This window comes from Paenibacillus timonensis, assembly GCF_022427145.1.
Taxonomy (GTDB): domain Bacteria; phylum Bacillota; class Bacilli; order Paenibacillales; family Paenibacillaceae; genus Fontibacillus; species Fontibacillus timonensis.
Window position 1 is genome coordinate 155,259 of sequence record NZ_JAKSXN010000001.1, and the last position, 25,791, is coordinate 181,049.

General features: G+C 58.4%; 20 protein-coding genes. 2 read left to right on the top strand and 18 right to left on the bottom strand.

Annotated elements, in window-relative coordinates; all coding sequences use genetic code 11:
* Position 1: 1 nt before the first annotated feature.
* The 8 genes from MJ257_RS00765 to MJ257_RS00800 form a co-directional block, all read right to left on the bottom strand.
* Positions 2 to 985, bottom strand: coding sequence for a branched-chain amino acid ABC transporter permease (locus MJ257_RS00765; protein WP_240267481.1), 984 nt, complete (start codon positions 983 to 985; stop codon positions 2 to 4).
* Between the two features lie 38 nt (positions 986 to 1,023).
* Positions 1,024 to 2,238, bottom strand: coding sequence for a branched-chain amino acid ABC transporter substrate-binding protein (locus MJ257_RS00770; protein ID WP_240267482.1), 1,215 nt, complete (start codon positions 2,236 to 2,238; stop codon positions 1,024 to 1,026).
* 289 nt (positions 2,239 to 2,527) lie between these two features.
* Positions 2,528 to 3,079 carry a GNAT family N-acetyltransferase gene (locus MJ257_RS00775; protein ID WP_240267483.1) on the bottom strand — a complete coding sequence of 184 codons (552 nt, stop codon included), beginning with the start codon at positions 3,077 to 3,079 and terminating at the stop codon, positions 2,528 to 2,530.
* A 179-nt stretch (positions 3,080 to 3,258) separates the two neighbouring features.
* Complete coding sequence (locus MJ257_RS00780) at positions 3,259 to 5,115, bottom strand: ABC transporter ATP-binding protein (protein WP_240267484.1); 1,857 nt, start codon at positions 5,113 to 5,115, stop codon at positions 3,259 to 3,261.
* Positions 5,112 to 6,881, bottom strand: coding sequence for an ABC transporter ATP-binding protein (locus MJ257_RS00785; RefSeq protein WP_240267485.1), 1,770 nt, complete (start codon positions 6,879 to 6,881; stop codon positions 5,112 to 5,114). Before MJ257_RS00785 ends, MJ257_RS00780 begins: the two co-directional genes overlap by 4 nt.
* Before the next feature lie 234 nt (positions 6,882 to 7,115).
* Entirely contained in the window at positions 7,116 to 10,820 is a 3,705-nt protein-coding gene (locus MJ257_RS00790; RefSeq protein ID WP_240267486.1) for a dynamin family protein, read from the bottom strand.
* A 181-nt stretch (positions 10,821 to 11,001) separates the two neighbouring features.
* Positions 11,002 to 11,739, bottom strand: coding sequence for a class I SAM-dependent methyltransferase (locus MJ257_RS00795; protein WP_240267487.1), 738 nt, complete (start codon positions 11,737 to 11,739; stop codon positions 11,002 to 11,004).
* 49 nt (positions 11,740 to 11,788) lie between these two features.
* Complete coding sequence (locus tag MJ257_RS00800) at positions 11,789 to 12,778, bottom strand: substrate-binding domain-containing protein (RefSeq protein ID WP_240267488.1); 990 nt, start codon at positions 12,776 to 12,778, stop codon at positions 11,789 to 11,791.
* Between the two features lie 157 nt (positions 12,779 to 12,935).
* Here MJ257_RS00800 and modA point away from each other — a divergent pair, with 157 nt between their 5' ends.
* Positions 12,936 to 13,805, top strand: coding sequence for a molybdate ABC transporter substrate-binding protein (gene modA, locus MJ257_RS00805; protein ID WP_240267489.1), 870 nt, complete (start codon positions 12,936 to 12,938; stop codon positions 13,803 to 13,805).
* Between the two features lie 6 nt (positions 13,806 to 13,811).
* On the top strand, positions 13,812 to 14,486 hold the full coding sequence (gene modB, locus MJ257_RS00810; RefSeq protein ID WP_178022584.1) for a molybdate ABC transporter permease subunit: 675 nt from the start codon (positions 13,812 to 13,814) through the stop codon (positions 14,484 to 14,486).
* Between the two features lie 65 nt (positions 14,487 to 14,551).
* Here modB and MJ257_RS00815 read toward each other — a convergent pair whose 3' ends face one another.
* The 10 genes from MJ257_RS00815 to nifB all read right to left on the bottom strand — a co-directional run bounded on the left by MJ257_RS00815 (position 14,552) and on the right by nifB (position 25,583).
* Complete coding sequence (locus MJ257_RS00815; RefSeq protein ID WP_240267490.1) at positions 14,552 to 15,685, bottom strand: hydroxymethylglutaryl-CoA lyase-like TIM-barrel protein; 1,134 nt, start codon at positions 15,683 to 15,685, stop codon at positions 14,552 to 14,554.
* Positions 15,686 to 15,702: 17 nt separating this feature from the next.
* Positions 15,703 to 16,485, bottom strand: coding sequence for a HesA/MoeB/ThiF family protein (locus tag MJ257_RS00820; protein WP_240267491.1), 783 nt, complete (start codon positions 16,483 to 16,485; stop codon positions 15,703 to 15,705).
* Positions 16,486 to 16,524: 39 nt separating this feature from the next.
* The gene (locus MJ257_RS00825) at positions 16,525 to 17,004 is read right to left on the bottom strand and encodes a DUF269 domain-containing protein (RefSeq protein ID WP_240267492.1); all 480 of its coding nucleotides are present in this window, start codon (positions 17,002 to 17,004) and stop codon (positions 16,525 to 16,527) included.
* A gap of 2 nt (positions 17,005 to 17,006) precedes the next feature.
* On the bottom strand, positions 17,007 to 17,417 hold the full coding sequence (locus MJ257_RS00830; protein WP_240267493.1) for a NifB/NifX family molybdenum-iron cluster-binding protein: 411 nt from the start codon (positions 17,415 to 17,417) through the stop codon (positions 17,007 to 17,009).
* Entirely contained in the window at positions 17,392 to 18,717 is a 1,326-nt protein-coding gene (nifN, locus tag MJ257_RS00835; RefSeq protein WP_178022589.1) for a nitrogenase iron-molybdenum cofactor biosynthesis protein NifN, read from the bottom strand. Before nifN ends, MJ257_RS00830 begins: the two co-directional genes overlap by 26 nt.
* Positions 18,714 to 20,075 carry a nitrogenase iron-molybdenum cofactor biosynthesis protein NifE gene (nifE, locus tag MJ257_RS00840; protein ID WP_240267494.1) on the bottom strand — a complete coding sequence of 454 codons (1,362 nt, stop codon included), beginning with the start codon at positions 20,073 to 20,075 and terminating at the stop codon, positions 18,714 to 18,716. The genes nifN and nifE overlap by 4 nt, the downstream gene beginning before the upstream one ends.
* Positions 20,076 to 20,141: 66 nt before the next feature.
* Positions 20,142 to 21,674: a nitrogenase molybdenum-iron protein subunit beta gene (gene nifK / locus MJ257_RS00845; protein ID WP_240267495.1), complete on the bottom strand. Its 1,533-nt coding sequence runs from the start codon at positions 21,672 to 21,674 to the stop codon at positions 20,142 to 20,144.
* Positions 21,671 to 23,125, bottom strand: coding sequence for a nitrogenase molybdenum-iron protein alpha chain (gene nifD, locus MJ257_RS00850; RefSeq protein WP_240267496.1), 1,455 nt, complete (start codon positions 23,123 to 23,125; stop codon positions 21,671 to 21,673). The genes nifK and nifD overlap by 4 nt, the downstream gene beginning before the upstream one ends.
* Before the next feature lie 77 nt (positions 23,126 to 23,202).
* A complete protein-coding gene (nifH, locus tag MJ257_RS00855; RefSeq protein ID WP_240267497.1) occupies positions 23,203 to 24,066 on the bottom strand; it encodes a nitrogenase iron protein in 864 nt (287 codons plus the stop codon).
* A 53-nt stretch (positions 24,067 to 24,119) separates the two neighbouring features.
* Positions 24,120 to 25,583 (bottom strand): nitrogenase cofactor biosynthesis protein NifB, encoded by a 1,464-nt coding sequence (nifB, locus tag MJ257_RS00860; RefSeq protein WP_240267498.1) that lies wholly within the window; start codon positions 25,581 to 25,583, stop codon positions 24,120 to 24,122.
* Between the last annotated feature and the right edge of the window lie 208 nt (positions 25,584 to 25,791).

The following is a 25,791-nucleotide window of genomic DNA, read 5'->3' on the forward strand; positions in this document are numbered from 1 at the left end:
CCTACACTTTCTCTTTCACGGCTTTGCCGAATAACCCCTCCGGCTTGAAAATCAGCACCGCGATCAGGATCAGAAAAGCGACGACGTCTTTATACTCCCCGCCGAGTGCGCCGCCCGTCATGACCGACAGGTTGGCGGACGAGAACATTTCCAATAGGCCGATGAACAACCCGCCGAACATGGCGCCCCGGATATTGCCGATGCCGCCTAGGACAGCCGCGGTGAAAGCTTTCATCCCTAAGATAAACCCGATGTACGGATCGATGGTTCCATACTGCTGGGCGAACAGGACGCCGGTCCCGCCGCCCAGCGCCGATCCGATAAAGAAAGTCAGCGCGATCACTTTATTCACGTTAATCGACATCAGCGACGCCGTATCCCGGTCCTGGGCTACGGCCCGCATGGCGGTTCCCCATTTGGTGCGGTTCACGAAAAAATCGAGACCCACCATGAGAACGACAGCCACCGCCACAACGATGATCGTATTTGTCTTCAGAAACGCGTCGTCAAACCCGCTCCATAAGGAAGAAGCGCCTAGCTTCAGGTTATCGCCGTACAGCGAAATGCCGGTCACGATAAAATTCCCGGTACGGATATCCGCGATAAATCGGACGATATCCTGCAGCAGGAAAGAGACCCCGATCGCCGAAATCAGCGAGATGAGCTTCGGCGCCCGGCGGAGCGGCCGATAGGCCACCCGCTCGATTCCGATCCCCAACATCCCGGTCGACAGCATCGCCGTCGCCAGGATGAGGAAGTAGGCGAGTCCGGCAGGCAGTCCCGTCAACCAACCTGCCGAGTTCATCGTCAGCAAGGCTGCGGTGCCTACGAACGCGCCGGTCATAAAGATTTCGCCGTGCGCAAAATTAATGAATTCGAGAATGCCGTAAACCATCGTATAACCGATGGCCACCACCGCGTAGACGGCGCCCAAAGTGAATCCGTCCACCAATACCTGAGGGAGTGTTTGCAGGATCATATCCATAAGTCCTAACCCCTTCTGCGTTATTGCCGAAAATCCGATTACTTCGGCTGTTCGATTTCCGATACCATCGTGCCAGGGTAGGTTGGCGAGTCGAATTTATAGATGAAGACCTTGGCAAATTCATTATCGCCTTTGTCGTCAAAGCTGACTTTCGTAGCGATTCCTTCGAAGTCCGTCGTGGCTCGAACCGCATCACGGACCTGCTCGCGAGTCGGCAGCTTGCCGCTATTGTCCTCGATTGCTTTCTTCACCGCATTCAATATCACGTTCATGGAATCATAGGCATATGCCGAATAGTTCTCGACGGATTTGCCGAACTTCGCTTTATATTTGTCCGCCCATTCCTTGTTGGACTTCGTTACGTCGGTAGACACGGAGCTGTAAGCCACTTCCGTCAGCTTGTCGCCGGCAATGTCCACCATGCCCGAGGAATCCAGCGCATCACCACCCATAATGGGCACGGTGATCCCCTTCTCCCGGGCCTGTTTGACGATCAATCCAGCCTCCGCATACATCCCGCCGAAGAAAATAAAATCCGGCTTTTTGCTGAGCACCTGGTTCAGTACGCCGTTAAAGTCCTTTTCTCCAACTGTAATGCCCTCGTACCCGGCGATGGTCGCGCCCAGCTCTTCGGCCGCGCTGCGGAAAGCGTCGGCCAACCCTTGCCCATAAGCCGTTTTATCCTGGATGACGAAAATATTTTTGGCTCCCACCGTTTTCACGGCATATTCGGCGCCCGCCGGTCCCTGAAAGTCGTCTCGGGCGACAATCCGGTTGGCCGCTTTCAGCTTCCGGTCGGTGAAGTCGGTTGCCGTACTGGCCGGGGAGACCATCGGAATCCCGTATTTCTCGTACACCACCGAGCTCGGAATCGATACCCCGGAGTTCAGATGCCCCAGTACCGCCAATACCGCTTGGTCGGCACCGATCAATTCGGAGTTGGCGACGCCTTTCTTTGAGTCCCCTTGGTCGTCGTAAGGCACGAACTGCAGGTCGAATCCCAGTTCCTTGAATTCCGCTTGGCGCTCCTCTAACGCCATCTGCCCCCCGAGCTTGATCGATTCCCCCTGGATGGCCGATCCTCCGGATAACGGGGATTGCGAAGCGATCTTGATGACCGTGAGTTCGCCTCCGGCAGCGGCAGCATTGCCATCCGCTGGTTTCGTCTTGTCGCCGGACGAATTACACGCCGAGAGCAAACCGATCATGAGACAAGTACATGCAAGCCATGCGAACCATTTTTTCCCCTTCATACACATCCTCCTAATATAGGTCTTTTCCCTAGGGCGTCCCCCGCTCGGCGTTATGTGTACGTCATCTTTACTAACACTAAACGATTCTCAACCCTACACGTGTTAGTATTCGTGACATTTGAAATCACCTTACTCTATCGGCTACGAAAACCTACGATTTCCGACTCGATCTTAAGACAAGAACGTGAATTTATTTTTCAAAGGCGTCCCGCCTCTCTCTAAACACAAAAAAGCTCCACCCTTCTTCAGGGCGGAGCTTGAATCGCAGTTTGCTGGAAAGTTATTTGTATCAGGCTTGATTTAACGGCTTATTCATTCGGTAGCCGGTGCAGCCGAAGCCGCAATGTTCATAGAACATTTTGGCGGACAGATGGTTCTCGCGGGCCGTGGATAACACCAAATCCGTGCTGCCCCGTTCGCGGGCCCACTTCTCCGCTTCTTCGATCAACCGTCTCCCGATCCCCGCACCGCGGTGCTTCTCGTCAACGACCAATGCCGTAATCCGGGTGACCGGTTTACTCATGTCATGCGTCTGATGCTGTTTGAGAAAAGCCGTCCCGACGACCACGCCGTCGAGTTCCGCAACCAGATTGCCTAGCAGCAGCTGGCCTTCCAGCATCGCTAAGCGCTCCTTCAGCACGCTAGCCGTCATCGGGTAGCGCAGTTGACGCATTAAAGGAAGCATGTGTTGAACATCGTCGCAACAACCGTTGCGAATGACCAAAGCCGGAGCTAACGCCTCAATACTCAATTGGACCAAACCACCTTTAATAAATTTGCCGCTTTGTTTAGGCGCGGCTGCGACCTGATTCAACAGCTTCCGCCGTGCTCCAATGATCACTTCGTTGCCCAGCTCCCCGCTGACCGGCAGAGGGATCGCTTTGGGCGGTTTGATGCAGGAGCCCCCATGCAGGGTTTGATCTCCTTAACGCTAGGTTAACAATCCTATTCTATTTTCCGGTTTTATGAGCAGGATTGCAATAGTTCTAATTAAAAATGTAAATATTTTTCGATAAAAAGTTACAAATAACGAAATTGTGCTTCGACCAAGCCGCAATAGATTCCCTTTTGTTCCATAAGTTCCCGGTGGTTGCCCGTTTCTTTGATCTCGCCATGATCCAGCACGATGATCTTGTCGGCGCTGCGGATAGTGGAGAGCCGATGGGCCACGATAAACGATGTCCTCCCCTTGAGCAGCACCTTCAGCGCTTCCTGGATCTTCAGCTCGGTTTCCGTATCGATGCTGGCCGTAGCCTCGTCGAGGATTAAAATCCGCGGATTCGCCAGCAGCGCCCGGGCGAACGACAGCAGCTGTCTTTGACCCATCGACAGCACGTTACCTCGTTCCTCCACCTCCGTACCGTAGCCGTTCGGCAGCTTCATGATAAAGTCGTGGGCATCCACCGCCCTGGCCGCAGCCTCCACTTCCTCGTCCGTCGCGTCCAACCGGCCGAACCGGATATTATCCCGGATCGTGCCTGAGAAAATAAACGTATCCTGCAGCACGACTCCAATTTGGCTGCGAAGGCTTTGAACGGTGACGTCGCGAATGTCATGACCATCGATGACGACCGAACCCCCGCTGGGATCGTAAAAACGGCTGAGGAGGTTGATGATCGTGCTTTTTCCCGAGCCCGTATGGCCGACGAGCGCGATCGACTGGCCGGGACGCACGTCCAGATCAATGCCTTTTAAGGCGGGGCGTCCTTTTTCATATTCAAAAACAACATGGTTAAAGTGGATCTCCCCCGTAATAGTCGGCAACGGCTTGGCCCCGGCCTTATCGGCGATATTCGGCTCCTCGTCGATAAATTCAAAAATCCGCTCGGACGAGGCCATCGCCACCAGCAGTTGGTTATACATCTGCCCCAAGCGATTGATCGGATCCCAGAAGTTGCCCACATAGTTGCTGAAGGCCACCAGCAAGCCGATCGTCAATTCCCCGGACTGAATCAGGTAAACGCCCAGCATGAACAGCACGAACGTACCGACGCCCCCGGTGATTTCGATCAATGGACCGAACCCTTGGTTCATCGCCGACGCTTTGTCCCACGATTTCTTGCTGCTCAGGTTCATCGAATCGAAGTAACGCATGTTCTCCCGCTCTTGCGTGTAAGCCTGGGTCACGCGAATGCCCTGGATCGATTCGTTCAGATGAGAGTTGATCCGCGAGTTTTTCATGCGGACTTCCTGCCAGGCCATCCGGATTTTTTGCCGCAGTTTCGTGGAGATCAGGAACATGATGGGTACGGTGATCATCACCGCAAGGCCCAGCTTCCAGTTGATCAGCAATAAAATCACGACGATTCCCGCGAGTTGCACGCAGTCGATCATCAGGTTGACGACCCCGTTGGTGAACAGCTCCTGCAGAGAATTGACGTCATTGGTGACCCGTACCAGCACCGAACCGGCCGGACGCTTATCGAAGAAATTGAACGAGAGCTTCTGGATATGCTTAAACAAATCGGCGCGCAAGTCATAGATGACCTTCTGCCCGATGATGTTCGTGTATTTGATCCGGTATACGCCGGAGGCCCATTGAATCAGATACAGGATAAGGACGGCTGCGGTGATGCCGTACAGCAGCGTTAAGCTGGTCTGGCCGTTCTCCGGCGCGATTGCGCGGTCGATCGCCAAACTCGTCAAATAAGGCACGGTCAGCTTCGTCACCGTACCAAGCACCGTCATCAGGATGATCAAGGGCAGCATCTGTTTGGCATAGGGCTTCATATAGGCGAAGAGCCGGCGGAACTGCTGCCAGTCAAACGCCTTGTCGATCACCTCGTCATCCTGGTAGACGAAACGTTCTTCGATTCTTCCCCGGGCGGCTTCCTTGCCGGACGCCGGCTTAGGCCGGGTTGCCGTTTGCGTATTCATGCGTTCCCCTCCCCTTCGCGCCGGGCCGCTCCGGCCAAGTGGTCCGCGTATTGGATACGGTACACGTCCCGGTAAGGACCCGAAGCTTCAATCAGCTCCTCATGTCTCCCGCGTTGAACAACCCGCCCTTCGTTCAAGACGAGGATTTCGTCGGCGTGCCGCAGCGAAGAGATCCGATGGGCGATAATAAACGTCGTTCGGCCCCGCATGACCTCCTGAAAGCCGGATTGGATCTCCTGCTCGGTCTCCATGTCCACCGCGCTGGTGGCATCGTCCAAGATCAGGATTTTCGGGTTCTTGAGCAAGGCGCGGGCGATGGCAATCCTTTGCTTTTGCCCGCCGGACAAACCAAGGCCCCGTTCGCCAACCACGGTATCATAACCCTCCGGCAGCTCCATGATGAAATCGTGCGCCTTGGCCAATTGAGCGGCGCGAATGATCTCTTCCATGGATACGTTGGTCATGCCGTAAGCGATATTGCCCTTAATCGTCGACGAGAACAGGAATGTCTCCTGAAACACTGTGGCGATTTGGCTGCGCAGGCTGCGCACGCTGAGATCCCGGATATCTTTGCCGTCCAGGCGGATATGACCTTTATTCACGTCGTAAGCGCGCATCAACAGCTGGATGATCGTCGACTTGCCGGAACCGGTACCGCCGAGGAAACCGATCACCGATCCGGGCGGGGCATGGAACTCGATGTCGACCACTGCCGGCATTTTGTTCCCGTAAGCAAACGTGACCCGCTCGAACCGAACGTCGCCGCGAACCTGCTCCGGATCAAGCTCCTCGGCTTGCGCCTCGTCCTTGACGTCGATCGGCTGGTTCAAAATCTCCAGCACCCGCTCCCCGGACGCCTTGGATTGCGTATAGTTATTAATATGGAAGCCCAGACCCCACATCGGGCCGATGATAAACCAGATTAAACTGAAGAAGGCGACCAGATCGCCGAGCGACAACTGCCCTTTGATCACCAGGGCTCCGCCGACCGATAGAAGCACCGCGACGCTGACGGAAGCCAGCAGCTCCATCACCGGAAAGAACTTGCTCCATAAGGTCGCCGCGAAAATCTGGTTATCCTTGTATCGCTCGTTTCGGTGCGAGAATTTCTCCACTTCGTGCGGCTCCCGGGCGAACGATTTGACGGTACGCACACCGGTCACGTTCTCCTGCACCGCGGTCGTCAAGGAACTCAGCGCTTGGCGCATTTCCTGGAACGCCGGATGAATTTTCGACTCGAATTTGAGGGCCACGCCGGCCAGGAACGGAATCGTAATCATCGTTACCAAGGTCAACTGCCAGTGAATGGACAACATGACCGCCGATCCGAACGTCACCATCAGAATGAGATTCAGCAGTTGGGCGAAGCCAAATCCGACGAAGTTGCGGATCGCTTCCAAATCCCCCGTCAACCGCGACATTAAATCCCCCGTTTTGGCCGTGTCGTAATAGCGGAACGATAAGAACTGCAGCTTCTCGTAACACGCGTTGCGCAACCGGTACGCGAGATAATTTCCCAGCCTTCCGCCGAAAAATCCGTGCAGGAACTGCAGCAGCGCCTTTACGGCCACAACGGAAACCGCCGTCGCGGCAATCCAAACCACTTCCCCGTAATTCCCCGGCCGAATCACGTCGTCGATCAGCTTGCGCAGCAGCATCGGATAAACTAAGCCAAGCCCGGTAGCAGCCGCCAAACAGAGAATCGACAATACCAAGTAATTCAACCTAGCCTGGTAATATCCCCGAAGTTGCCTGAGAACCTCCATGTCACTCCTCCTACATCCGTTTGTCATCAAAAAACCAACGGTTCCGGACGTATTGGCTGCGATACAACGAGGAGCTGTCTGAACGCCGCGAAACCTGTCACCGCCTGAAAGCATGCGCTTTCATGGCTTTAGCTCCTTGCAGTTTATCATCAGGATTTTCCCGCGGCAAAGCGAAGAAAAGCCTAATATCCCTTAAATTTGGAATATTAGGCCTCTATCGCAGGTCAAACCGGCTTATTTTTCATAAAATGCTTCCATTTCCTCCACATCCCGCCCGATTTGGCCGAGGATGCCCTTCCAGTGCGCCAGCTCCTCCGGAGAGGCTTTGGAGTCCTGGATGCTCTGCTCCCATTCCGCCCACAGCCCGCGGAACGTTTCGGCGGTTTGCTCCTTGCGAAACGCGATTTCACGTTCATAATGCTCCCGGAAAAACGTCTCCATCCCTTCGACGATTTCCTTCAGCTTGGCGAGCAAGGGTTCCTCAAGCTTAGCACGCAGTACCATGCGGCCGCCTCCCTCAAAAAAAGCTTTCGGATTTTTGAAGTAAGACCAATACGTCTCCGGTGCCAGCGTTCCGGCGTCCAGCAAACCCTCGGGGATTGCCGGCGTGTTCCAGCCCGTATCCCCTTTCGCATAGCTAAGCGGCATATCCAGGGCCGCCTCATGCCGGCGGCACCAAGCCTCCGCCTCGCGGCGAAGCAGCGCCTCCGCTTTCCGTTCCAGGCGCAGCGTGGTGGCGAGCAGCTCGCGCTCCAATTCGCCTGAAATTTGATCTAGCCAGCCGCGCATCGCGACGGTAAAATTTCGTTTGAGCGGACCGTTATGCTCCTGCAGCAGAGATGGGTGGAAAAATTCGGCGAACAGCTCCAGCGCCTGCAACCGTACTCGCTGCACGACGTGGAACAACAGCTCGGCGTTCTCCTGACTCCACTCCCGGCCGACATCAACCTGGACAAACTCGGCAACGGCCCGCTCAAAAATATCCCGGCGTCCGCGCAAGGCGGCGAGCATCTGCTCCGCATTTTCCGCGTTTTGTCCGGCGGCCTCCGTCCATTTGAACAACCGATCTTGCATCTGCTTCATCATCTCGGCAGCGGACGAGACGGCCAGGTTTCCCAGATCCTGCTCCAGGAAAGCCGAGAAGCGCTGGCGGAAGAGGAAGAATCCCGGGTCGTCCGCGGCGTTCTCCCGCCCGGCCGCCATGGCCCGTAGGCTGGATACCGCAAACACGTTCGGCTGCTGGATGCCGGCCGAGCGAAGGCCGTCCCGCACATGCTCCACGACGGAACCTAGCTCTTCCTCCGAGGCGGCGAGATCGGCGGCGTTCACGACGAAGAACATTTTGTCGAGGGCGAAGCTGCCCTTCATCCGCCCCAGCTGGCTTAACAGCTGCTTGTCGGCGCGCGAAAACGCGTGATTGTAATACGTCACGAAAATGATCGCATCAGAGTCCTTCATATATTGGAACGTGACCCCCGTATGTCGGGCATGGATCGAATCCGCCCCCGGGGTGTCCACCAGAACGATGCCTTGTTCGGTCAACGGACAGCGGTAGTAAAAATCGATTTCAGCCACGAAGCAGGCTTTCGTTTCGTTTGCGGCATAGCCGCGGAACTGCTCCACTTCCACGATCTCCACCTGTCCGAGCCGCTCGGCTGACGCTGCCCATCCGGCTTCCGCCGCTTTCAGGAAGCTGTAATGGGCACGGCCTGCCGCCGGAATGTCTTCGGGTTTCAAGCGCCGTACCGCCTCCAGCCAAGCCGTTTCCGACCACGCTCCCAAGCCGAGGGCTTGGAAAGAATAGGACAGGTCTTCGCGGATCGCTTCGGCGCTCTTGAATTTGACGGCCGCCGTGTTATGGCGCTGGCCGCCGGCCGGCGCCATCACGCGGATGATCGCCGCGGTGGTCGGATGCGGCGACACGGGCAGCACAGCTTCGCCCAGCAATGCGCTGGCGAAGGAAGATTTTCCGGCGCTGAATGCCCCGAACAGCGCCACGGTGAAGACGCCGCCGCGCAGCTCGGCGGCGCGCCGGGTCAGCTCCCGCACCCCGGTGCCGAAAGCCGGGTGGGGAGCCAGCCGCTCGGCCGCGGCCGTCAGGCGCGCGGCAGCGGCGAGCGCGCGCCCGCGCGCCGGGGCGGCCGGCGGCGCCGCAGGCGCGGGCGCCGTTGCCGCCGGGGCATGGCCCCCGGCGGCCTCAGCCTGCGGCGGCGGTGCGGCAGCGGTGGTACTCGCAGCCGCCTTCGCCGCCGCCGCAGGCGCTCCCGCGCCGCGGCCAGTTGCGCGCGGCGCGGCCATCCCCGCCCTCACCCCCGGCAGCAGGCCGGGGGTGAGGGGCACGGGCGCGCCCAGCAGCGCGGCACAGCGCGCCGCTCGCGCTTCGGCGGCCGCGTCCAGCTGCGCCAGGGCGCGGGCCGCGGGCAGGCGCGCCGCCAGCTCGGCGCGCCGGGCGAGCGCCGCCGCAGCCTCGGCGGCGCGGCGCGGCGACGGCGCGGCGAGCAGCGCGTCGATCACGCCCGCGGCCGCCCGGCGGTAGCGCGCGACGATGCCGGCGCCCACCGCCGCCGCGTAGTGCAGCGTCGACTCGCCGGACAGCATCGCTCCGCCCGGAAGCGGCTCCGTAATCCAAGCCTCCGCCGGCTTCGGCATCCACTCGTCGAGCTGCCGTTCCCAGTCCTCGCCCCAGAGCTCCAGCTCCTGGCCGATCGTCCGCAGCTCTTGGCGCACATGCCAGTCCAGCTGCGCTTGCACCTGCTCTCCCAGGGCTTGCAGAAATTCACTTTGACGCCCCAGCTTTTCCGCCTCCGTCTTCCCGCCGGTGAACCAGCCTTTCGCCTTAAAGCCCGGCGCCCGGCTTTCCAAGAATCGACCGGCAAGCTCCCGCAGCGGCGGCGTCATCAACTGGGCCGTCTCCAGCAAGCTGCCGATGCGTCGCAGCCATTCCTGCCTCCGCGATTCCCAGGCCTGATCCCCCGACGAATCAGCCGACTCCAGCTGCCTCAACTCTTCCTCCAGCGCCGTTACATCCGTTTCGCCGCCGACCTCCGCCTCAAGCTGCTCGCGACGAGCTTGTTCCGCTTCGGCCGCCCGGGCCAAATATCCTTCAACCGACTGGGCCGCCGAGGCGTAAGCGCCGTATTCCAATAATCCGTCTCCCCGATCAAACAGGACACGGATCACCTCCTTCAGTTGAGGCAGCATATTCCCGGGAGCATCGTCCCGCTTCAAAGAGATGTAAAAAATCCCCTGAGCCGCAATATTCCATGCCCTGAACGCTTGGCTAACCGACGCTTGATAATCCTCGAAGGCCAGCTCCTCTTCCCGGTGCTTATCGATTTGATTCACGACCATGTATACCGGTTTCCCGTAATCGCTAAGCGATTTGGCAAAGCTTAAATTCGTCTCCGAAGAAACGTGGTTATAATCCATCACGTAAAAAACGACGTCCGCCAGGTGCAACGCGGAATGCGTGGCCATCGCATGGCCGGCGTCATTGGAGTCGACCCCCGGCGTATCCAGCAGAACCCCGCCGCGGGGCGGCAGCTCCACCCGGTCCCATAACTCAACGCGGGCGTACTCCTCGCCGTTGCGGCAATACGCCGCGACCTGCTCCACCGGCACTTCCACCTTGGTTTTGGCCGGATCGGCCGGCGTCAACAGCGCTCGCGGCTCCCCTTCCCGAATGAGCACCACATTGGCGCTGGTGGGAAGCGGGCTGGCCGGCATCACCGCCTTCCCGCTTAACGCGTTGATCAAACTCGATTTTCCCGCCGAAAAATGGCCGCAGAACGCCGCAACCAATTCCCGCCTCCCCAGCTTATCGCCAACCTCCCGCAGTTCCGCCGCCGCGGCGAGGTCTCCTTCCCCATCCAGCAGGTCCCGCAGCCGATGCAGGCGTTCCTGTAAGGTGTGCTCCGTTTCCGTCATCGTCCGATCCATCTAAGCCCCTCCGTTTTCCACGCTGCGAAATCAAGTTTCATTTTCATTTTGATTATTCACATTTTAACATTTCCCTGTTCGCTTGGAAACGCTCCCCAGAGGGTTTTCCCGCGCAATCCAAGGCAACCCCAAAAAAAAACGCCTCGAAGAGGCGGTTCGGTTGTAATCTATGGCGGCAATGCTAAATCCCTTTCTCCGCCGAAATCAGCAAGAACATCGGACGGCGGAGCTCATCCTGCATGCCCGGGACGTTCCGCAGCATTTCCTCGGAGGGGCCGGGCTCCTTCACTGCCTTGATGCGAAATCCTGCAGCGATCAGGTCGTTAAGGTAAGTCGAAAACGTCCGGTGATATTTGATCACGCCGTCGGTCAAAAACGACGTTTCCCGCCGCCCTTCGGCTTGGTAATCGTCCACCGGCCAATGCAGGGGCCGCCCGCTCTCGTCATAATGCCAATCCTGTTCGCCGAGGGACGTAAAGATCGGATGCTCTACGGAAAACACAAACGCTCCGTTCGCCGCAAGGCAGCGGGACACTTTATGGCAAACGGCGGCAAATGATTCGATATAATGGAGAGCCAGTGAGCTGATCACCACGTCGAACCCGCCGCCTGGAACATCGAGATCTTCGATGGGGCTGTTGATGTACGTGATCGCGGGATCGTCCGTCCATTCCCGGGCTTTCCGCAGCATCTTCTCGGAGATGTCGACCCCAACCACCTGATCCGCCTGCTGCTCGCGGGCATATCGACAATGCCACCCGAAGCCGCAGCCGAGATCAAGCACCTTTTTCCCCCGTAGCTCGGGTAGCAGCGTTTTGAAGACATGCCATTCTCCCGCCGCCTTCAATCCGTGCACCGATCTTGGCATTTTTTCGTATTCGGCGAAAAACGCCGGTTCATCATATTTATTTTGCTTCATCGCGAATGCCCCCTTTCCTATCGAATGGTTACAATGCCTTATCCCTTATTTAATACAATCCGGCCTCCCGATCCGCCAGCACCTGGCCGGTGAGCGACAGATCATAATCGCCCAACGACGATAGCACCCCGCGCAGCTCGGTCGATTCCAGCGCCTCACGCAGCTTGGCGATCCACTCGCGGTTTTCCGGCTTGTTAAGTACGACCAGATCCACCCGCTCGAGAGTGAGCGGTACAAAATCAAGTCCGGCAATCCGGGCCGGCCGTTCACTGCCGATGCCTACGTCCGCCTGCCCCAGGACAATCCGGCCACCAAGCCCCATATGCGAGGTTTCCTCCTGGATGTACCCGTTGATGGAAGCCGGCGAGATCCCGTGCTTGCGCAGCTGTTCATCCAGCAGCACCCGGGCGCCCGAGCCTTTTTCACGGTTAATTAACCGAATTCCGGACCGGGCCAGATCCTCCCAGGATCGGATCCCCAGCGGATTGCCCTGCTTGACGTAAAATCCGGCCCTGCGCACCGCAAAATTCAACACTAAATAAGGAAGAGAGATAAACAGTTTGCGGATATACGGCAAATTGTATTCCCCGGTATCTCCGTCGTAGAGGTGAGTGCTAACGATATCTGCGGAGCCGCTATACATCGCCACCAAACTGTCCATACTGCTGGCAAAGGAACGCAGCGGCCGGTACGTCCGGCCTTTCGATTCCAAAGCTTTGGCCAACAGGTCGAGCCCCGGATCCTGCCCAGTAATGACCAACGTCCTTGCGCCGTCCCGCGTTTCTCCGCCATCAGCATCCGGGCGGGACGGCACGGAATAGGGAACCTGAAATGCCGGCATTCCGGCGGTAGCGGAAGCTGCGGCTCCGCCTTTCGCTTTTTGCTTATAAGCTTCCAGGTCGGTAGAATCCACCCGCATCTGTTTGCCGACCCGGTAAGCGGGAAGCTCCCCTTTTTTGATCAGGTCGTAGACGGTTAACTTGGACACCTTCAATAGCTTGGCGATTTCCTCGGCCGTATAAGAGATCGGTTCGGTCATAGCTTACTCCTTCATCCGTTTCACCAGAGTTCATGCAACTAGACTCATCTTAACGGGGATTTCCCCTTTTTTCAATGGAATCTCCCCAACCACCTTTGCAAATCGTTATGTTTCGTATAATCTAGTTATAATTAGATATATCCAGGGAGGATCAACCATGCTGAAACATTGGAAGCTCCCCTTTATGGCGGCGCTCACCGTTTTCATTTTAGTCTTATCCGCCGGATGCGGCGGCAACCCTGCATCATCCAACAATGCAACCTCGGTCCATGCCGATGGAAGTCAAGGGACGAACAGCACTTCGGCGAGGGCGGAGAAAGATACCGAACCTGCCAAAGAGGTCGAACTGCTCGTTTCTGCCGCTGCCAGCTTAACCGAGAGCCTCAATGAACTTAAGACGGTATACGAAGCCGAGCACAGCCAGGTGAAGCTTATTTTTAACTACGCCGCGTCCGGTACGCTCCAGCAGCAAATCGAACAAGGCGCTCCGGCTGACTTGTTCCTATCCGCCGGGACCAAGCAAATGGACGTTTTGGTCGACAAAGGCTTCATGAACGACAGCCTGACGGCCAACCTGTTGACCAATGAGCTGGTTCTGATCGTTCCCAAAGACGGTTCCGTAGAGGTACAAACCATGGAAGATTTGATCAACCTCGGCGATATCGCCATTGGCACACCCGAGTCCGTTCCGGCTGGGAAATACGCGCAGCAAGCCCTTACTTACCATCAGCTTTGGGATCCCTTGCAATCCCGGCTTGTCCTGACGAAGGACGTCAAACAGGTGTTATCCTACGTAGAAACCGGCAACGTCGACGCCGGGTTCGTTTACAAAACCGATGCTGCCCTTTCGGACAAGGTGAAGGTGGCCCTAAGCGCGGAGGCCGAAAGCCATGACCCGATTGAATACCCGATCGGGGTGCTCAAGGACAGCAGCCATCCCGACGAAGCCAAGGCTTTCTATGACTTCTTGCTAAGCGACCCAGCTCGCCAGGTATTCAGCAAATATGGGTTCACCCCAGCGGAGTAAACGCTTATGAATGCACTTGGGATTCCGGAGTCCTTTTGGGAGCCGGTCGTATTGTCGCTGGAAGTGTCCATCGCCGCCACCGTCATCGCTTTTGCGGCAGGCCTGATCGCGGCATGGCGCATGTCCTCCGCCTCCTTCTACGGGAAAACGCTGGTGGAAACCGCCTTTCTTCTTCCACTTGTTCTGCCGCCTAGCGTTGTTGGTTTTATTTTGCTCGTAGTACTGGGCAAGAACGGCTGGATCGGACGAGCCGCGGACGCCCTGTTGCACTTGAGCTTCGTGTTCCAACCGCTCGGCGCGGTGGTTGCCGCAGCCGTCGTCAGCTTCCCGCTGATCTATCAAACGCTGAAGTCGGGCTTCCAGGCGGTGGATCAAGAGCTGAAGGACGCTGCACGCTCGCAAGGAGCCGGCGAATGGCAGGTGCTCGCCTACATCGTGTTGCCCCTCGCCGCCCGTTCGCTGCAAGCGGCGTTTATTCTCGGGTTCGCCCGTGCGCTCGGCGAATTTGGAGCGACCATGATGATCGCCGGCAACATCCCCGGCCGGACGCAAACGATTCCGACCGCGATCTATTTTGCCGTCGACGCCGGAAACCTGCCGCTGGCTTGGGCGCTGACGGGCTGCACCATCCTGCTCTCCTTCGGTTTGCTGTTGATCTCTTCCCGCCTGAAAAGCGGCTAAACCCAAAACTCCCCGCCAGGCCGATCGCTTGACGGGGAGTTTTTTTCTACGCTATTGTTTCGTGCTTAACGCTGCTGCGTCTGTTCTTCGATCGCCCATTGCTTGAGCTCTGAGCCGGCTACCGGTTGCTTGCGCTCACCCGCCGTCTGCCGCAGCCGCTTCAGCAGCGACGGGATAATCCCTTCGCTTACTTCAAAGCCTTCCTTCAGCAATGCCTGACGCACCGAACTGCGGCCGGAATGTTTGCCGAGCAGAATCTCATGGTTCATTCCCAGCAACGCCGGATCAAACGTTTGATACGTGCGGCGATCTTTAAGCAGGCCGTCGACATGGACCCCGGATTCGTGGGCAAACGCCAGCCTGCCGAGCAGCGGCCGGGTTTCCGAAATCTCCCTTCCGGCGGCCCGGGCCACAAGCTCCGCCAGCGGCTTCATCCTCTCGGTGCGTACCGCGCACGTCCCGTTGTAGAGATGCTTCCAGGCCATCACCACTTCCTCCAAAGGCGCATTGCCCGCCCGTTCGCCGATGCCGAGCACGGTCGTGCTGGCCCATTTGGCTCCGGCCTGTATGGCGGCGAGCGTATTTGCCGTTGCTAACCCAAAATCGTTGTGGCAATGGATCTCCAGCTCGATATCCGGCGGGCAGCCGGCAAGCAGCTCTGAAATCCGCGCATGCAAGTCCCCGGGATGATGGACCGACAAGGTATCGGCATAACGAAAGCGGCCGATTCCCTCCCGGCGGAAGGCGTCAATCAGCTCGTGCAAAAACGAAAGATCAGCGCGCGAGGCGTCCTCAAACCCGATCGAAACATCAAGTCCCTTCTCCAGGGCATAACCCGCCGCCGCCTTCCCCAGCTCCATAACCTCGGACGGACCGGCGCCCAGCTTGGCCTTCATCTGAATGGACGATACGGGCAGCGCAATATGCGCCCAATCGACGTCGGCCGAAAGCGAAGCGTCAATATCCGAGCGGCGTGCCCGGTTCCAGGCGATCCACCGGATCGGAAGCCCCAGCGAGACGATCCGGCGGATCGTCTCGCGCTCCTCTTCTCCCATCGCGGGAATTCCCGCTTCAGCCTGCTCGACGCCGCAAGCGGCCAGGCTTTTGGCGATTTCCAGCTTCTCTTCCGCCGTAAAAGCGACGCCGGCCGCCTGCTCCCCGTCCCGCAGCGTCGTATCGCAAATCCGCAACAAGTCCATCGGATCACTTCCTCCCCCTACATTCCTTTACAGCAAGCACAATCCGGATTTCGGCGCAGCGACACGGCATATTGGCTCATATCCAACGTGTTGATCCGCAGCATACGATGGATTAGCGGCCGGCCTACTCCGGTGATCCACTTCACCGCCTCCATCGCGGCCAAGCAGCCGGCCAAGCCGGAGGTGGCGCCTAGCACCGGAAACCCAAACGGCTCCCACTCCTGCTCGCGCTCCGGATATAAACAAGCGAGGCAAGGGGTTAACCCGGGAACGATCATCGTCAACGATACCTCAAAACCGTACATGGCCGCTTCGACCAGCGGTTTGCCATTCGCGACGCACAGCCGGTTCAGCTCGTACCGTTCGGGAAAATCGTAACGCGCGTCGATCACGAGATCCGCGCGCCTCACCCACGGCTCGCTCTCCGCCGTAATTTTGGCATTGTGCCCTTCGATGGCGACGTCCGGATTGATGCGCTTCAGGTTTCGCACCGCGGTCGCAATCCGTTCCTTACCCACGCAACCGGCGTCCATCAGAATTTGCCGGTTCAGGTCCGGCTCCCGGATAATGCCTTCATGCGCCAGAATCAGGCGGCCGATGCCGGCCGCGGCCAAGTAGAGCGCGGCCGTCCCGCCAAGTCCGCCGATGCCCGCCACCAGCACGGTCGCTTCTTTGAGTTTTCGCTGGCCCGCCGTTCCAAGCAGTTTGTGCTGGCGTTCGTACCGGAGAGACTCCTCCGTTCCCGCGGCGAGGAAGCCGTTAAGTCCGGGTAACGCCGTCTGTGCGGTTATTTTCGCCATGCCTTCGTCCCCTCCCTCTCTCCCTTTCGCGCGATCCGGTTAACCGCTTGAGGCGAGATCCCGATGACGCGTCAGCCATCCAAGCGCTTCCTTCAAGCAGGTTAACGCAAACCGCTCCAGCTTGGCCCGGGAGGCAAACGGGAAGCGCAGCCCCGCCCTCAGCGTCGTCGAGACCAGAATGAGCCGGCCGCTGGAGACGATCGCCCTGCCGAATCCTTCCGCATTCATTTCCACCATGCTTTGCACGAGACAGCGGGTCTCGGCCTCCAACGTCACCGCCATGGCCTGAAATACTTGCTCGACCTGCCGGCGCAGCTTGAGGCTGGGCGCGCAATCCTGACCTGATGCCCGCTTCTCCTCCGGCGAAAACAGCAACATCCGTTCGATCTTCTCCGCGGGATGAAGTCCGGCGCCTCTGCCAAACGCGTCATAAGCGTCGATCAGGCCGCACAGGGATTGATTGAACGTCCGCAGCAGCCGCCGGTCCGATTCGTTAACTTCGTCTAACGGTTCTTCCATCGTTATCCCTCCTTCGCGTTCAAAGGGTTCCCGCCGTTCCCGGCTTCCTCCTCGGCCAGCAGCACCTTGCTCAGCCACATCGGCGGTTTGCCGCGCAGCAGTTCCAGCAGCTTTCCGACCTGATCTTCGATACTAACGCCCGGCGCCACCTTGACCGGCATCATTTTCCGCCGGGTGACGCGCGCCGCCGCGGAGGCCCCGATTTGCACCAAAAACACGAGCGTGCAATCCTCGATCAGGGCGATCCGCGTGTCGATTTTGCCGAGCTCGTCTTGCGCGATCTGCGCCGGTACGCTGCGATCCTCCAAGAAAACGGCGGATCCCGGCCGTACTTCATAGACGGAAAACATCGGGCTATGCCCGAAATGGGCGTTCACAAGCCGCCCGTCATTCGTGGCGAACGCTACTCGCATGGCGGTTCTCCTCCCTTTGGATTAGCCGGTTGCCCGCCTTATAGATCAGTTCCATCGTTCCCCGGTATCCGACCGTTAGGGACGTGTACGCTCCCAGCTCGTCAACGATCGGAAACCCCGCCGCCATAAACGCGGCCGCGCAGCGCGCGGCGCCGCTTTTGCCGTGGGAATTGCTGATCCAGAGCTTGGCGCCTTGCGCCAGCCGTTCGGCATCCTCGAAATCGCCGATCCAGATGTCCCGATCGGCGTCTCTCAGGCACGGCGCATCATAGGATACGACCAGGGCGTTAAACTCCACGCCCATCTCCTCCAGCCAGGCTACGGACGAACGCAGATGATCCGGCTCCAGGGCGACCACCGCCGTCACCCCCGCATAATAAAAGTGGGCGTCGAGCATGGCGTCAAGCAAATTTTCCCGCTGCCAGCGATAACGGACGGGAACGGGCTCCCGGCTGAGTTCCTGCAGAAAGTAAAAAAACGCGTCGCTGGCCTTGAGTCCCGTGATGCCATTGAATACGCGATACGGAATCCCCGCTCCGTTATGCAGCCGGCGTGCCGGGCGCTCCATGCTTGAGCCGACCGCGATGGTGAATTCGGAGCGCAGCATTTGCCGGGCCGCATCCAGCGGCACCCCGCCGCGGGCCAAAGGCGTGAACCCCGTCAGTAAATGCCCGGACAACGAGGTGGACAGATCCGGAAGGGCGATAACGTCAAAGCCGAAGGAGCCGATGATTTCTTTGAGCTCCATCACATCTCCGGCGGTCAGAAACGACCCGGGAAGCAGATTGATTTGGCGTTTGACCGGTTTTTGGACCCGGCGTCCCGTCTGCTCCAGCAGACCGTCGATGACCGTTTCGACCATCGCGCTGAACCCCGATTCCAGGGAACCGCGATAGTCGGGAAGCGAGCAGGCCACCAACAGCGTATCCTTCGGGTTTCGGTCGCGTTTGAACTTTTTCACTTTGCCGGCGTAGTCGGTTCCCGACGCTTCCGTCAGCGCGGTGCTGACGACCCCGATGCAATCCGGACGATGCTGCTCGAGCACCGCTTCCAACGCTTCCTCCAGGTTTCGGTCGGCATCGAAAATGACGTCCATTTCCTGCAGCGCAGTCGTTTGTACTGCCACCGGCTCGCGGTAATGCCGGGTCAGCAGCGTCTTGGCGAACGACGCGCAGCCCTGCGCCCCGTGAATGATCGGCATCGAGCGGTAGATTCCCTGCAGCGCCAGCACCCCGCCGAGCGGCTGGCTGATCTTCAGCGGATTGCAGTCCAGCGGTTTGGACATCTTCTTGACGGTCATGACGACGCCCCCCTCTCCCAGGGAGCGGGCGAGCGGACCAAGTCCCACACCGGATGCTCCAGCGCGTTCGCCAGCTGTTCGGCCAGCCGGATCAACCCGTCGTACCCCGCGTACGCGGTATGCCGCTCCTGATTGATGTCCACGAACGGGATCTGCTCCTTAAGCGCCATATACATGTTGCGGCCGCCGGCGATGACCATGTCGGCTTTGCGCTCGCGCACCGTCTTCAAAATGCGCCCGCCCCCCCCTTCGGCGATGTACGCCGCATCCTCTCCGACTCTTTCGGCAATCCGGGCGATATCGCCGGCCGTGCTTTTGTTCGTGCCGACGCCGACGACTTTGATTCCGAGCTCTTGAAGCGCCGAGATGACCGACCAGCTTTTGACGCCGCCGGTGTACAGCACGGCCCGCTTGCCTTTAAGCTTTGTGCGATAGGGGGCCAAATCGCGTTGCACCCGCGTCTCTTCATGCTCCACCAGGCGATCGACGCGGCGCTCCACCTCCCGTTGATTCAGCAGATACGCCAACTGCCGCAGGGAATAGCTCGTTTCCTTGGCTCCGTAAAAAGAACCTTCAAAATAGGGAATGCCGTATTTTCGCTCCATTTTGACGCCGAGACCCAGCAACGCGCGGCTGCATACGATCATATTGGCTTTAGCCCGGTGAGCTCCGGCAATTTCATGAAACCGGCCATCTCCGGTGATTTTGGCGTGAAGGCGTATGCCCGCCTGATTCAGCAGCTTTTCGATATCCCAAAGCTCGCCGGCGATATTGTATTCGCCGATCAGATTTACCGCGGAATCCGAGACATCGGCCGGTTCCACCGTCCCGATCACATGTTGAAACAGCGCCTCCCCGGCTAGGCGGGTGCCCAGGTTCTTGCTGCCGACGAACCCCGGGCTATTGACGGGCACGCACGCCAAACCGAGCTCCTCGGTCGCCCGTTTGCAGACCGCATCGATATCCTCGCCCGTAAGCGCCGAGACGCAGGTGGCATAGACGAAGATCGCCGGGGGCGAAAACCGCTTCGCGATATATTCGAGCGCTTCGCGCAGCTTTTTTTCCCCGCCGAAAATAATGTCCTGCTCGCTCAAATCGGTCGTAAAGCCGTACGACGCCAGCCGGGGACCGCTCGACAGGCTGCCCCTCGTTTCCCAGCTGTTTCCCGCGCATGCGCCGGGACCGTGAACCAGATGGGCCGCGTCCGCGATCGGCAGCAGCGCGATTTGCGCGCCGTCGAACGAACAGCCCCCCGCAGCGGCGCCCGGTTTCGGCCGCGGGCAGGGTTTGCTTTGCGGTGCCTCCTTGCCGCAGGATTCCTGAGCTCCTGCATAACCCGTTATTCTGATCGCTTCCATCCGTTCTGATCCCTCCCGCTTTCCGAAGTCGCTATTCCCGTCGTATAACCGTTTGACCCTGTACGATTAACGCACAAGGTCAAAGCTATGGGCCGGAGCCTGCCCGTCGAGCTGCTCCAACACCGTATTGACGAACATCGTAAGCAAGTTCAGCGCTCCTTGATAGCCGATGACCGGATAACGCTGCAGGTGATGCCGGTCAAAAATTGGAAAACCTATCCGCAGCAAAGGCACCCCGGCTTCCTTCGCGGCATATTTCAAATGGCTGCTGCCGACGGCAAGATCCACCGGCTCATTGAACAGCAGGGAGCGCATATGCCAAAGATCGCGGCCGACATGCACCTTCGCTTCGGCCCCGTAAGGACTCGCGTCCAGCAGCAGCCGCGCCTCCTGCTCAAATTCCGAATCTCCGTTCGAGCAGACGATGTGGACCGGCTCCATGCCGAGCTCCAGGCAGAAGCCGATCAAGCCGAGCAGCAGGTCGGGGTCGCCGGCCATCGCCACCCGTTTGCCGTGCAGGTAATTATGGGAATCGGTCAACGCATCGACGGTCCGCGCCCGCTCCGCCAATAGGCTCTGCGGAATCGGTTTGCCCGTCAGCCCGGCGATCGCTTCAAGCAGCCGGTCGGTGGCCCCGATGCCTAGCGGCGTGTGCATCGCCTGTATCCTTTGCCCCCAAGCTTCCTCCATGTAGGCGATCGTTTTGCGCAAGCTGTATTTTTGCAGCGCCAGCGATCCCTTCGCCTTCGCCGCCGTCGGCACGTCGGCCAGCCGGGTGCCGCCGTAATAGTAGGCGTACGACCCGTCCGCGCCGGAGTCGAAGTTTTCGCTATGGTCCCCGAGCACGGTGTACTCCGCGCCAAACAGCTCCAATAGGCGTTTCAGTTCGGCAAAATTGCCCGTATAGGGCTCAAATCCGAGCAATACGTTCAGTTGCTTCCCGCCTGCGGCCGCTATGCTCCGCTCATCGGAGCGTTCGTATAAATAGCCGAGAATCGCCTTCAGCATATTGTCGTAGCCGGTAATATGGGAGCCGGAGAAACTTGGCGTATTGGCGAATGGAATCGGCATGCCTTCCGGCAGGACGCCCTCCTTGCGGGCGTTTCCGATAAAGGCCGACAAGTCGTCGCCGATAACTTCGGCCATGCAGGTGGTACTCATGGCGATCATGGCCGGCTTGTAAAGGGCGATGCTCGTTTCCAGTCCGTCGATCAGATTGCGCATGCCGCCGAATACCGCCCCGTCCTCGGTCATCGACGAGGAGACCGCAGGCACGGGTTCCTTGAAATGCCGGGCGAAATGGCTGCGGAAATAAGCGGCGCACCCCTGCGAGCCGTGGATAAACGGCAGCGTCTTCTCGAACCCCAGCGCCGCCATCACCGCCCCGAGCGGTTGGCAGGCCTTGGCCGGATTGACGACGACCGCTTGCCGCTCGAAGTTTTTGTCCAAATACTCCCTGGACCGGGTATACGCCGCGGTTTGCAGTACCTCTTCCTCCGGGCATGCGTTTTCGAACTCCCGTTTTCGCTCCCGCTGCCAGACGTATTTGTCATCCTCGAACAGCTTGTTATGATCCAAAATCGTTCCGTTTTTGCTCATGCCGTCACCTCCTCCCGCCACGGCGTTTTAACCAGATTCCATACCGGGCTGTTGACGGCCATATCCATGTCGCGGGCAAACACCTTAAACCCGTCGAAACCGTGGTAGGGCCCGCTGTAATCCCAGGAGTGCATTTGCCGGAACGGGATGCCCATTTTGTGGTAGACGTATTTCTCTTTGACCCCGGCCCCCATCAAATCGATATTCAGCCGCTGCGCCAGCTCCTCCAGCTCGTAAGCCCCGGGGTCGTCCATCAGGATCGTCGCTTGGCGCAGCTCGGGTATCGTTTTAAAATAGTCGTCCTTATGGGCGAACTCGTAACCGGTGGCCACGATCTCCATGCCCAAGTCCTCGTAAGCGCCGATCGTATGACGGGCCCGCAGGCCGCCGATCAGCAGCATCACCTTTTTCCCTTCCAGCCGGGGACGGTATTTGGCGATGATCTTCTCCATATCCCCTTGGTAGCGGGCGATTACGTTCTCGCAGTTGGCCTGGATCGTTTCGTCGAAGCAGGCGGCGATAGCCCGCAGGCTTTCGATCGTTTTGGTCGGCCCGAAAAAGTTGTATTCCATGGACGGGATGCCGTACTCCCGTTCCATCACTTCACACATATAGTTCATGGAGCGGAAACAGTGGATCAAATTCAGCTTGGCTTTATGCGCGGTCATGATTTCCTGGAGCGTGCCGTCGCCGGACCACTGCCCGATGACCCGCAGCCCCATTTCCTCAAGCAGGATCCGCGAGGCCCAGGCATCGCCGCCGATGTTGTAATCGCCGATGATGTTGACGTCGTAAGGGCCGCATTCCTTGAGTTCCGCCCGGCCCATGAGAAAATCGCGGATGGCGTCGTTGGCGATATGGTGGCCCAGCGACTGGCTGACGCCTCTGAAGCCCTCGCAGCGAACCGGCACGATCGGGATGCCGAGCTCCTTGCTCATCTTCTTGGCGACCGCCTCGATATCGTCGCCGATCAGGCCGACCGGGCACTCCGACTGAATCGTAATCCCTTTCGCCAAAGGAAACATTTCCTTGATCTCGCGGCAAATGACCTCCAGCTTTTTGTCTCCGCCGAACACGATGTCCGTTTCCTGAAAATCGCTGGTCACCTGCATTGCCGTAAAATTGTCGATCCCGAGCAGGCCGTTCGCGTAATTCCGTCTCGTCCCCCAACTGTATTGGCCGCAACCGATCGGACCGTGGCTGATGTGAACCATATCCTTGATCGGCCCCCAAACCACACCTTTGGAGCCGGCATAGGCGCAGCCGCGGATCGTCATCACGCCCGGACGCGACTTGACGTTGGATTTGATCGCGCATTTCCCGCAATCCTGCTTGTAGTCCTCTTCCATAACCTCATAGTGCCGTTTGCGCTCTTTTTTGGCTTTTTCCGGGAAGATGTCCAGCATCTCCTCGACGTGTTGCCTGTTTTGGATCACGTCCGTCGTTCCCATTCTCCAACCTCCCGCTCCCCGTTTTCTATTTGATAAAGCACCTTGCCGACTGCGTTATCCGCTTACCCCGCCGCGCTTTACAGCGCGGCTTTCATAGGGGCGGAGGCGGTTTCTTCGTTTTCGATAACCCCGAACTCCATGAGCAGATCCTCCAGCTCCTCCATGCTGATCGGCGTCGGAATCGTCAACATATCGTTATGCAGGATTTTCTCGGCCAACCGCTCATATTCCGTGGCTTGGGCATGGGCCGCGTTGTATTGGGTAACGGTCATGCGCCGAAGCTCGGCATGCTGGACGACGTTGTCCCGCGGGACGAAATGAATCATTTGCGTATTCAAGCGGCGGGCCAGCTCGGTGATGAGCTCATCCTCGCGGTCCGTGTTTCGGCTGTTGCAGATCAAACCGCCGAGCCGAACCCCGCCGCTGTTGGCATATTTCAAAATCCCGCGGGCAATGTTGTTGGCCGCGTACATCGCCATCATTTCACCGGAACACACGATGTAGATTTCCTCCGCTTTTTTCTCGCGGATCGGCATGGCGAAACCGCCGCAAACAACGTCGCCCAACACGTCGTACGATACGAAATCCAGTCCCTCATACGCGCCCTCTTCCTCCAGAAAGTTAATGGCTGTTATGATGCCGCGACCCGCGCATCCAACGCCCGGTTCCGGACCGCCGCATTCCACGCATTGGATGCCGCCGAATCCTTCCTGAACCACGTCCGCCAGCTCTAAATCCTCGACGGATCCCCTCTCTGCGGCCAAATGCAGCACGGTTTGCTGCGCCTTTGTGTTGAGGATGAGCCGGGTAGAGTCCGCCTTGGGATCGCAGCCGACGATCATGATTTTTTGATTGAACTTTTTGGCCAGTTGAGCCAGCGTATTCTGCGAAGTCGTGGATTTTCCGATACCGCCTTTTCCGTAAAACGCGATTTGTCTCATCGATAATACCTCCATTTTTTGTGAATTAGATATTGGCTAACCTTCGCTTTGGCTTACGAGCCCGCCCGCTGGCGGCCCGTCTCTCCGGGTAACGGCGAAAGCAGATAACGTTCGTATTTGGCATGCTCCAGGAGCAACTCCTCGACGGCACCGGGTTTGACCACCGGAATGATCCCCGCCGCCCTCAGCTTGGCTTCCGGCACTTTGCCGATGCCGGCGGAGAATAGCGCGGAACAATCGCTTAAGCCGGCAATGATTTCCCGCAGCGTGGCCGCCTTGTCCCCGTTGCAGTTGGCCCGCCCTTGGCAATAGGCCTGCACCTTGCGAATGCCGAGGAAGGATACAATTTCGCCGTCGGTTTCATACACCATAAATTCTTTGGCATGGCCGAAATGCAGGTTCACCCGGCCCTCTCCGCGGGAGGCGACCGCCACACGCAGCCGGTAACCCGCGCCGCTTACTTCATCAGGTGGTGTCTCGGCGCTCGCACAAGCACAGTCGGCCGTCTTCGCCATTTTCCCTGCGGCAATCCGGGCCGCTTTGCGCCCCTCCAATTGCCTGACCTTCTCCTCCAGATCACTTTGCATTTGCCGGCGCGCTTCCAAATCAAGCATGGGAGCGGAATCCAGCTTCTCCCGGGTGAAATCTTCGCTACGATCTTCCCCCAGCAACCCGATCGCATCCGCTCGGCACTGCCGGCAATGCCGCATAATCCGTGAGCCTTCCTCCCCGCAAGCCGCTTGCACAGCATGCAACAGCCGGGGAGTCGGCGCCAGTCGCCCTTCCTGCTCGTAACGGCTGCCGGGCGCGATGATCAGCGGCATAATGTTATGCATGAATGCGCCCAATTCCTTCACCGTCCGCGAGACAACCGCCAGATGCCCGTCGTTGACGCCCGGGATCAGTACGGAATTCACCTTGACCAGCACGCCTTTGTCGCTCAACGCCTTCAGTCCCATCAGCTGCCGCGAAATCAACAGACTTGCCGCTTCCCTCCCCTCGTATTTGCGGTTTTCTTCTTCATCGTACACCCATCCATAAATTTGGCTGCCGATATCCGGATCCACCGCGTTGATCGTAATCGTGACATGCGCGATGCCCAGCTCCACGATTTCCCCGATATGCTTCATCAGAGTCAGGCCGTTGGTGCTCAAGCAAAGCGTGACATCAGGTACGGCTCCCCGAACCCCGCGGAACGTGCGGAACGTCTGTCCGGCATTGGCGAGAGGATCGCCCGGACCGGCGATGCCGACGACGGATAACTGAAGGAGTTGGGCCGCCACGCCCTCCACCTTTCGGGTCGCTTCCTCCGGGGATAGCAGTTCGCTGACCACGCCGGGACGGCTCTCGTTGGCGCAGTCGAATTTCCGATTGCAATAATGGCATTGGATGTTGCAAGCCGGAGCCACCGGAACATGCATCCGCGCAAAATAGCGGTGCGCTTCCTCGCTGTAACACGGATGTTTGGTGATATCTCCGCTTACGGTTGGACAGGCGGCTTCGCTAGCCAAGTTCATACGCTTCTCCCCTTTCTTTCAGCTACGGTGATGTCAGCTTACCAAAGCTACAGGCCTGCTTTCTTTGAATAAACTGTAAAAATTTATCTTAATCATAGGTTTGTGTAAATGTAACGTCAATTAACATGTCATCTAATTTCAGCTTTTTTCGGGTCAGTTAACAAATGAGCCATAATTAACGTCAGTTTTAATAACATATTAGTAACAT

Bases quoted from the DNA above. Each gene is read 5' to 3' on its own strand.
- MJ257_RS00830 (WP_240267493.1), bottom strand. From the start codon at position 17,417: ATGCGAGTAGCGTTCGCCACGAATGACGGGCGGCTTGTGAACGCCCAT.
- MJ257_RS00765 (WP_240267481.1), bottom strand. From the start codon at position 985: ATGGATATGATCCTGCAAACACTCCCTCAGGTATTGGTGGACGGATTC.
- MJ257_RS00770 (WP_240267482.1), bottom strand. From the start codon at position 2,238: ATGAAGGGGAAAAAATGGTTCGCATGGCTTGCATGTACTTGTCTCATG.
- MJ257_RS00800 (WP_240267488.1), bottom strand. From the start codon at position 12,778: ATGACCGAACCGATCTCTTATACGGCCGAGGAAATCGCCAAGCTATTG.
- nifH (WP_240267497.1), bottom strand. From the start codon at position 24,066: ATGAGACAAATCGCGTTTTACGGAAAAGGCGGTATCGGAAAATCCACG.
- modB (WP_178022584.1), top strand. From the start codon at position 13,812: ATGAATGCACTTGGGATTCCGGAGTCCTTTTGGGAGCCGGTCGTATTG.
- MJ257_RS00815 (WP_240267490.1), bottom strand. From the start codon at position 15,685: ATGGACTTGTTGCGGATTTGCGATACGACGCTGCGGGACGGGGAGCAG.
- modA (WP_240267489.1), top strand. From the start codon at position 12,936: ATGCTGAAACATTGGAAGCTCCCCTTTATGGCGGCGCTCACCGTTTTC.
- MJ257_RS00790 (WP_240267486.1), bottom strand. From the start codon at position 10,820: ATGGATCGGACGATGACGGAAACGGAGCACACCTTACAGGAACGCCTG.
- MJ257_RS00785 (WP_240267485.1), bottom strand. From the start codon at position 6,881: ATGGAGGTTCTCAGGCAACTTCGGGGATATTACCAGGCTAGGTTGAAT.
- nifD (WP_240267496.1), bottom strand. From the start codon at position 23,125: ATGGGAACGACGGACGTGATCCAAAACAGGCAACACGTCGAGGAGATG.
- nifB (WP_240267498.1), bottom strand. From the start codon at position 25,583: ATGAACTTGGCTAGCGAAGCCGCCTGTCCAACCGTAAGCGGAGATATC.
- nifE (WP_240267494.1), bottom strand. From the start codon at position 20,075: ATGGAAGCGATCAGAATAACGGGTTATGCAGGAGCTCAGGAATCCTGC.
- MJ257_RS00795 (WP_240267487.1), bottom strand. From the start codon at position 11,739: ATGAAGCAAAATAAATATGATGAACCGGCGTTTTTCGCCGAATACGAA.
- nifN (WP_178022589.1), bottom strand. From the start codon at position 18,717: ATGACCGTCAAGAAGATGTCCAAACCGCTGGACTGCAATCCGCTGAAG.
- nifK (WP_240267495.1), bottom strand. From the start codon at position 21,674: ATGAGCAAAAACGGAACGATTTTGGATCATAACAAGCTGTTCGAGGAT.
- MJ257_RS00780 (WP_240267484.1), bottom strand. From the start codon at position 5,115: ATGAATACGCAAACGGCAACCCGGCCTAAGCCGGCGTCCGGCAAGGAA.
- MJ257_RS00825 (WP_240267492.1), bottom strand. From the start codon at position 17,004: ATGGAAGAACCGTTAGACGAAGTTAACGAATCGGACCGGCGGCTGCTG.
- MJ257_RS00820 (WP_240267491.1), bottom strand. From the start codon at position 16,485: ATGGCGAAAATAACCGCACAGACGGCGTTACCCGGACTTAACGGCTTC.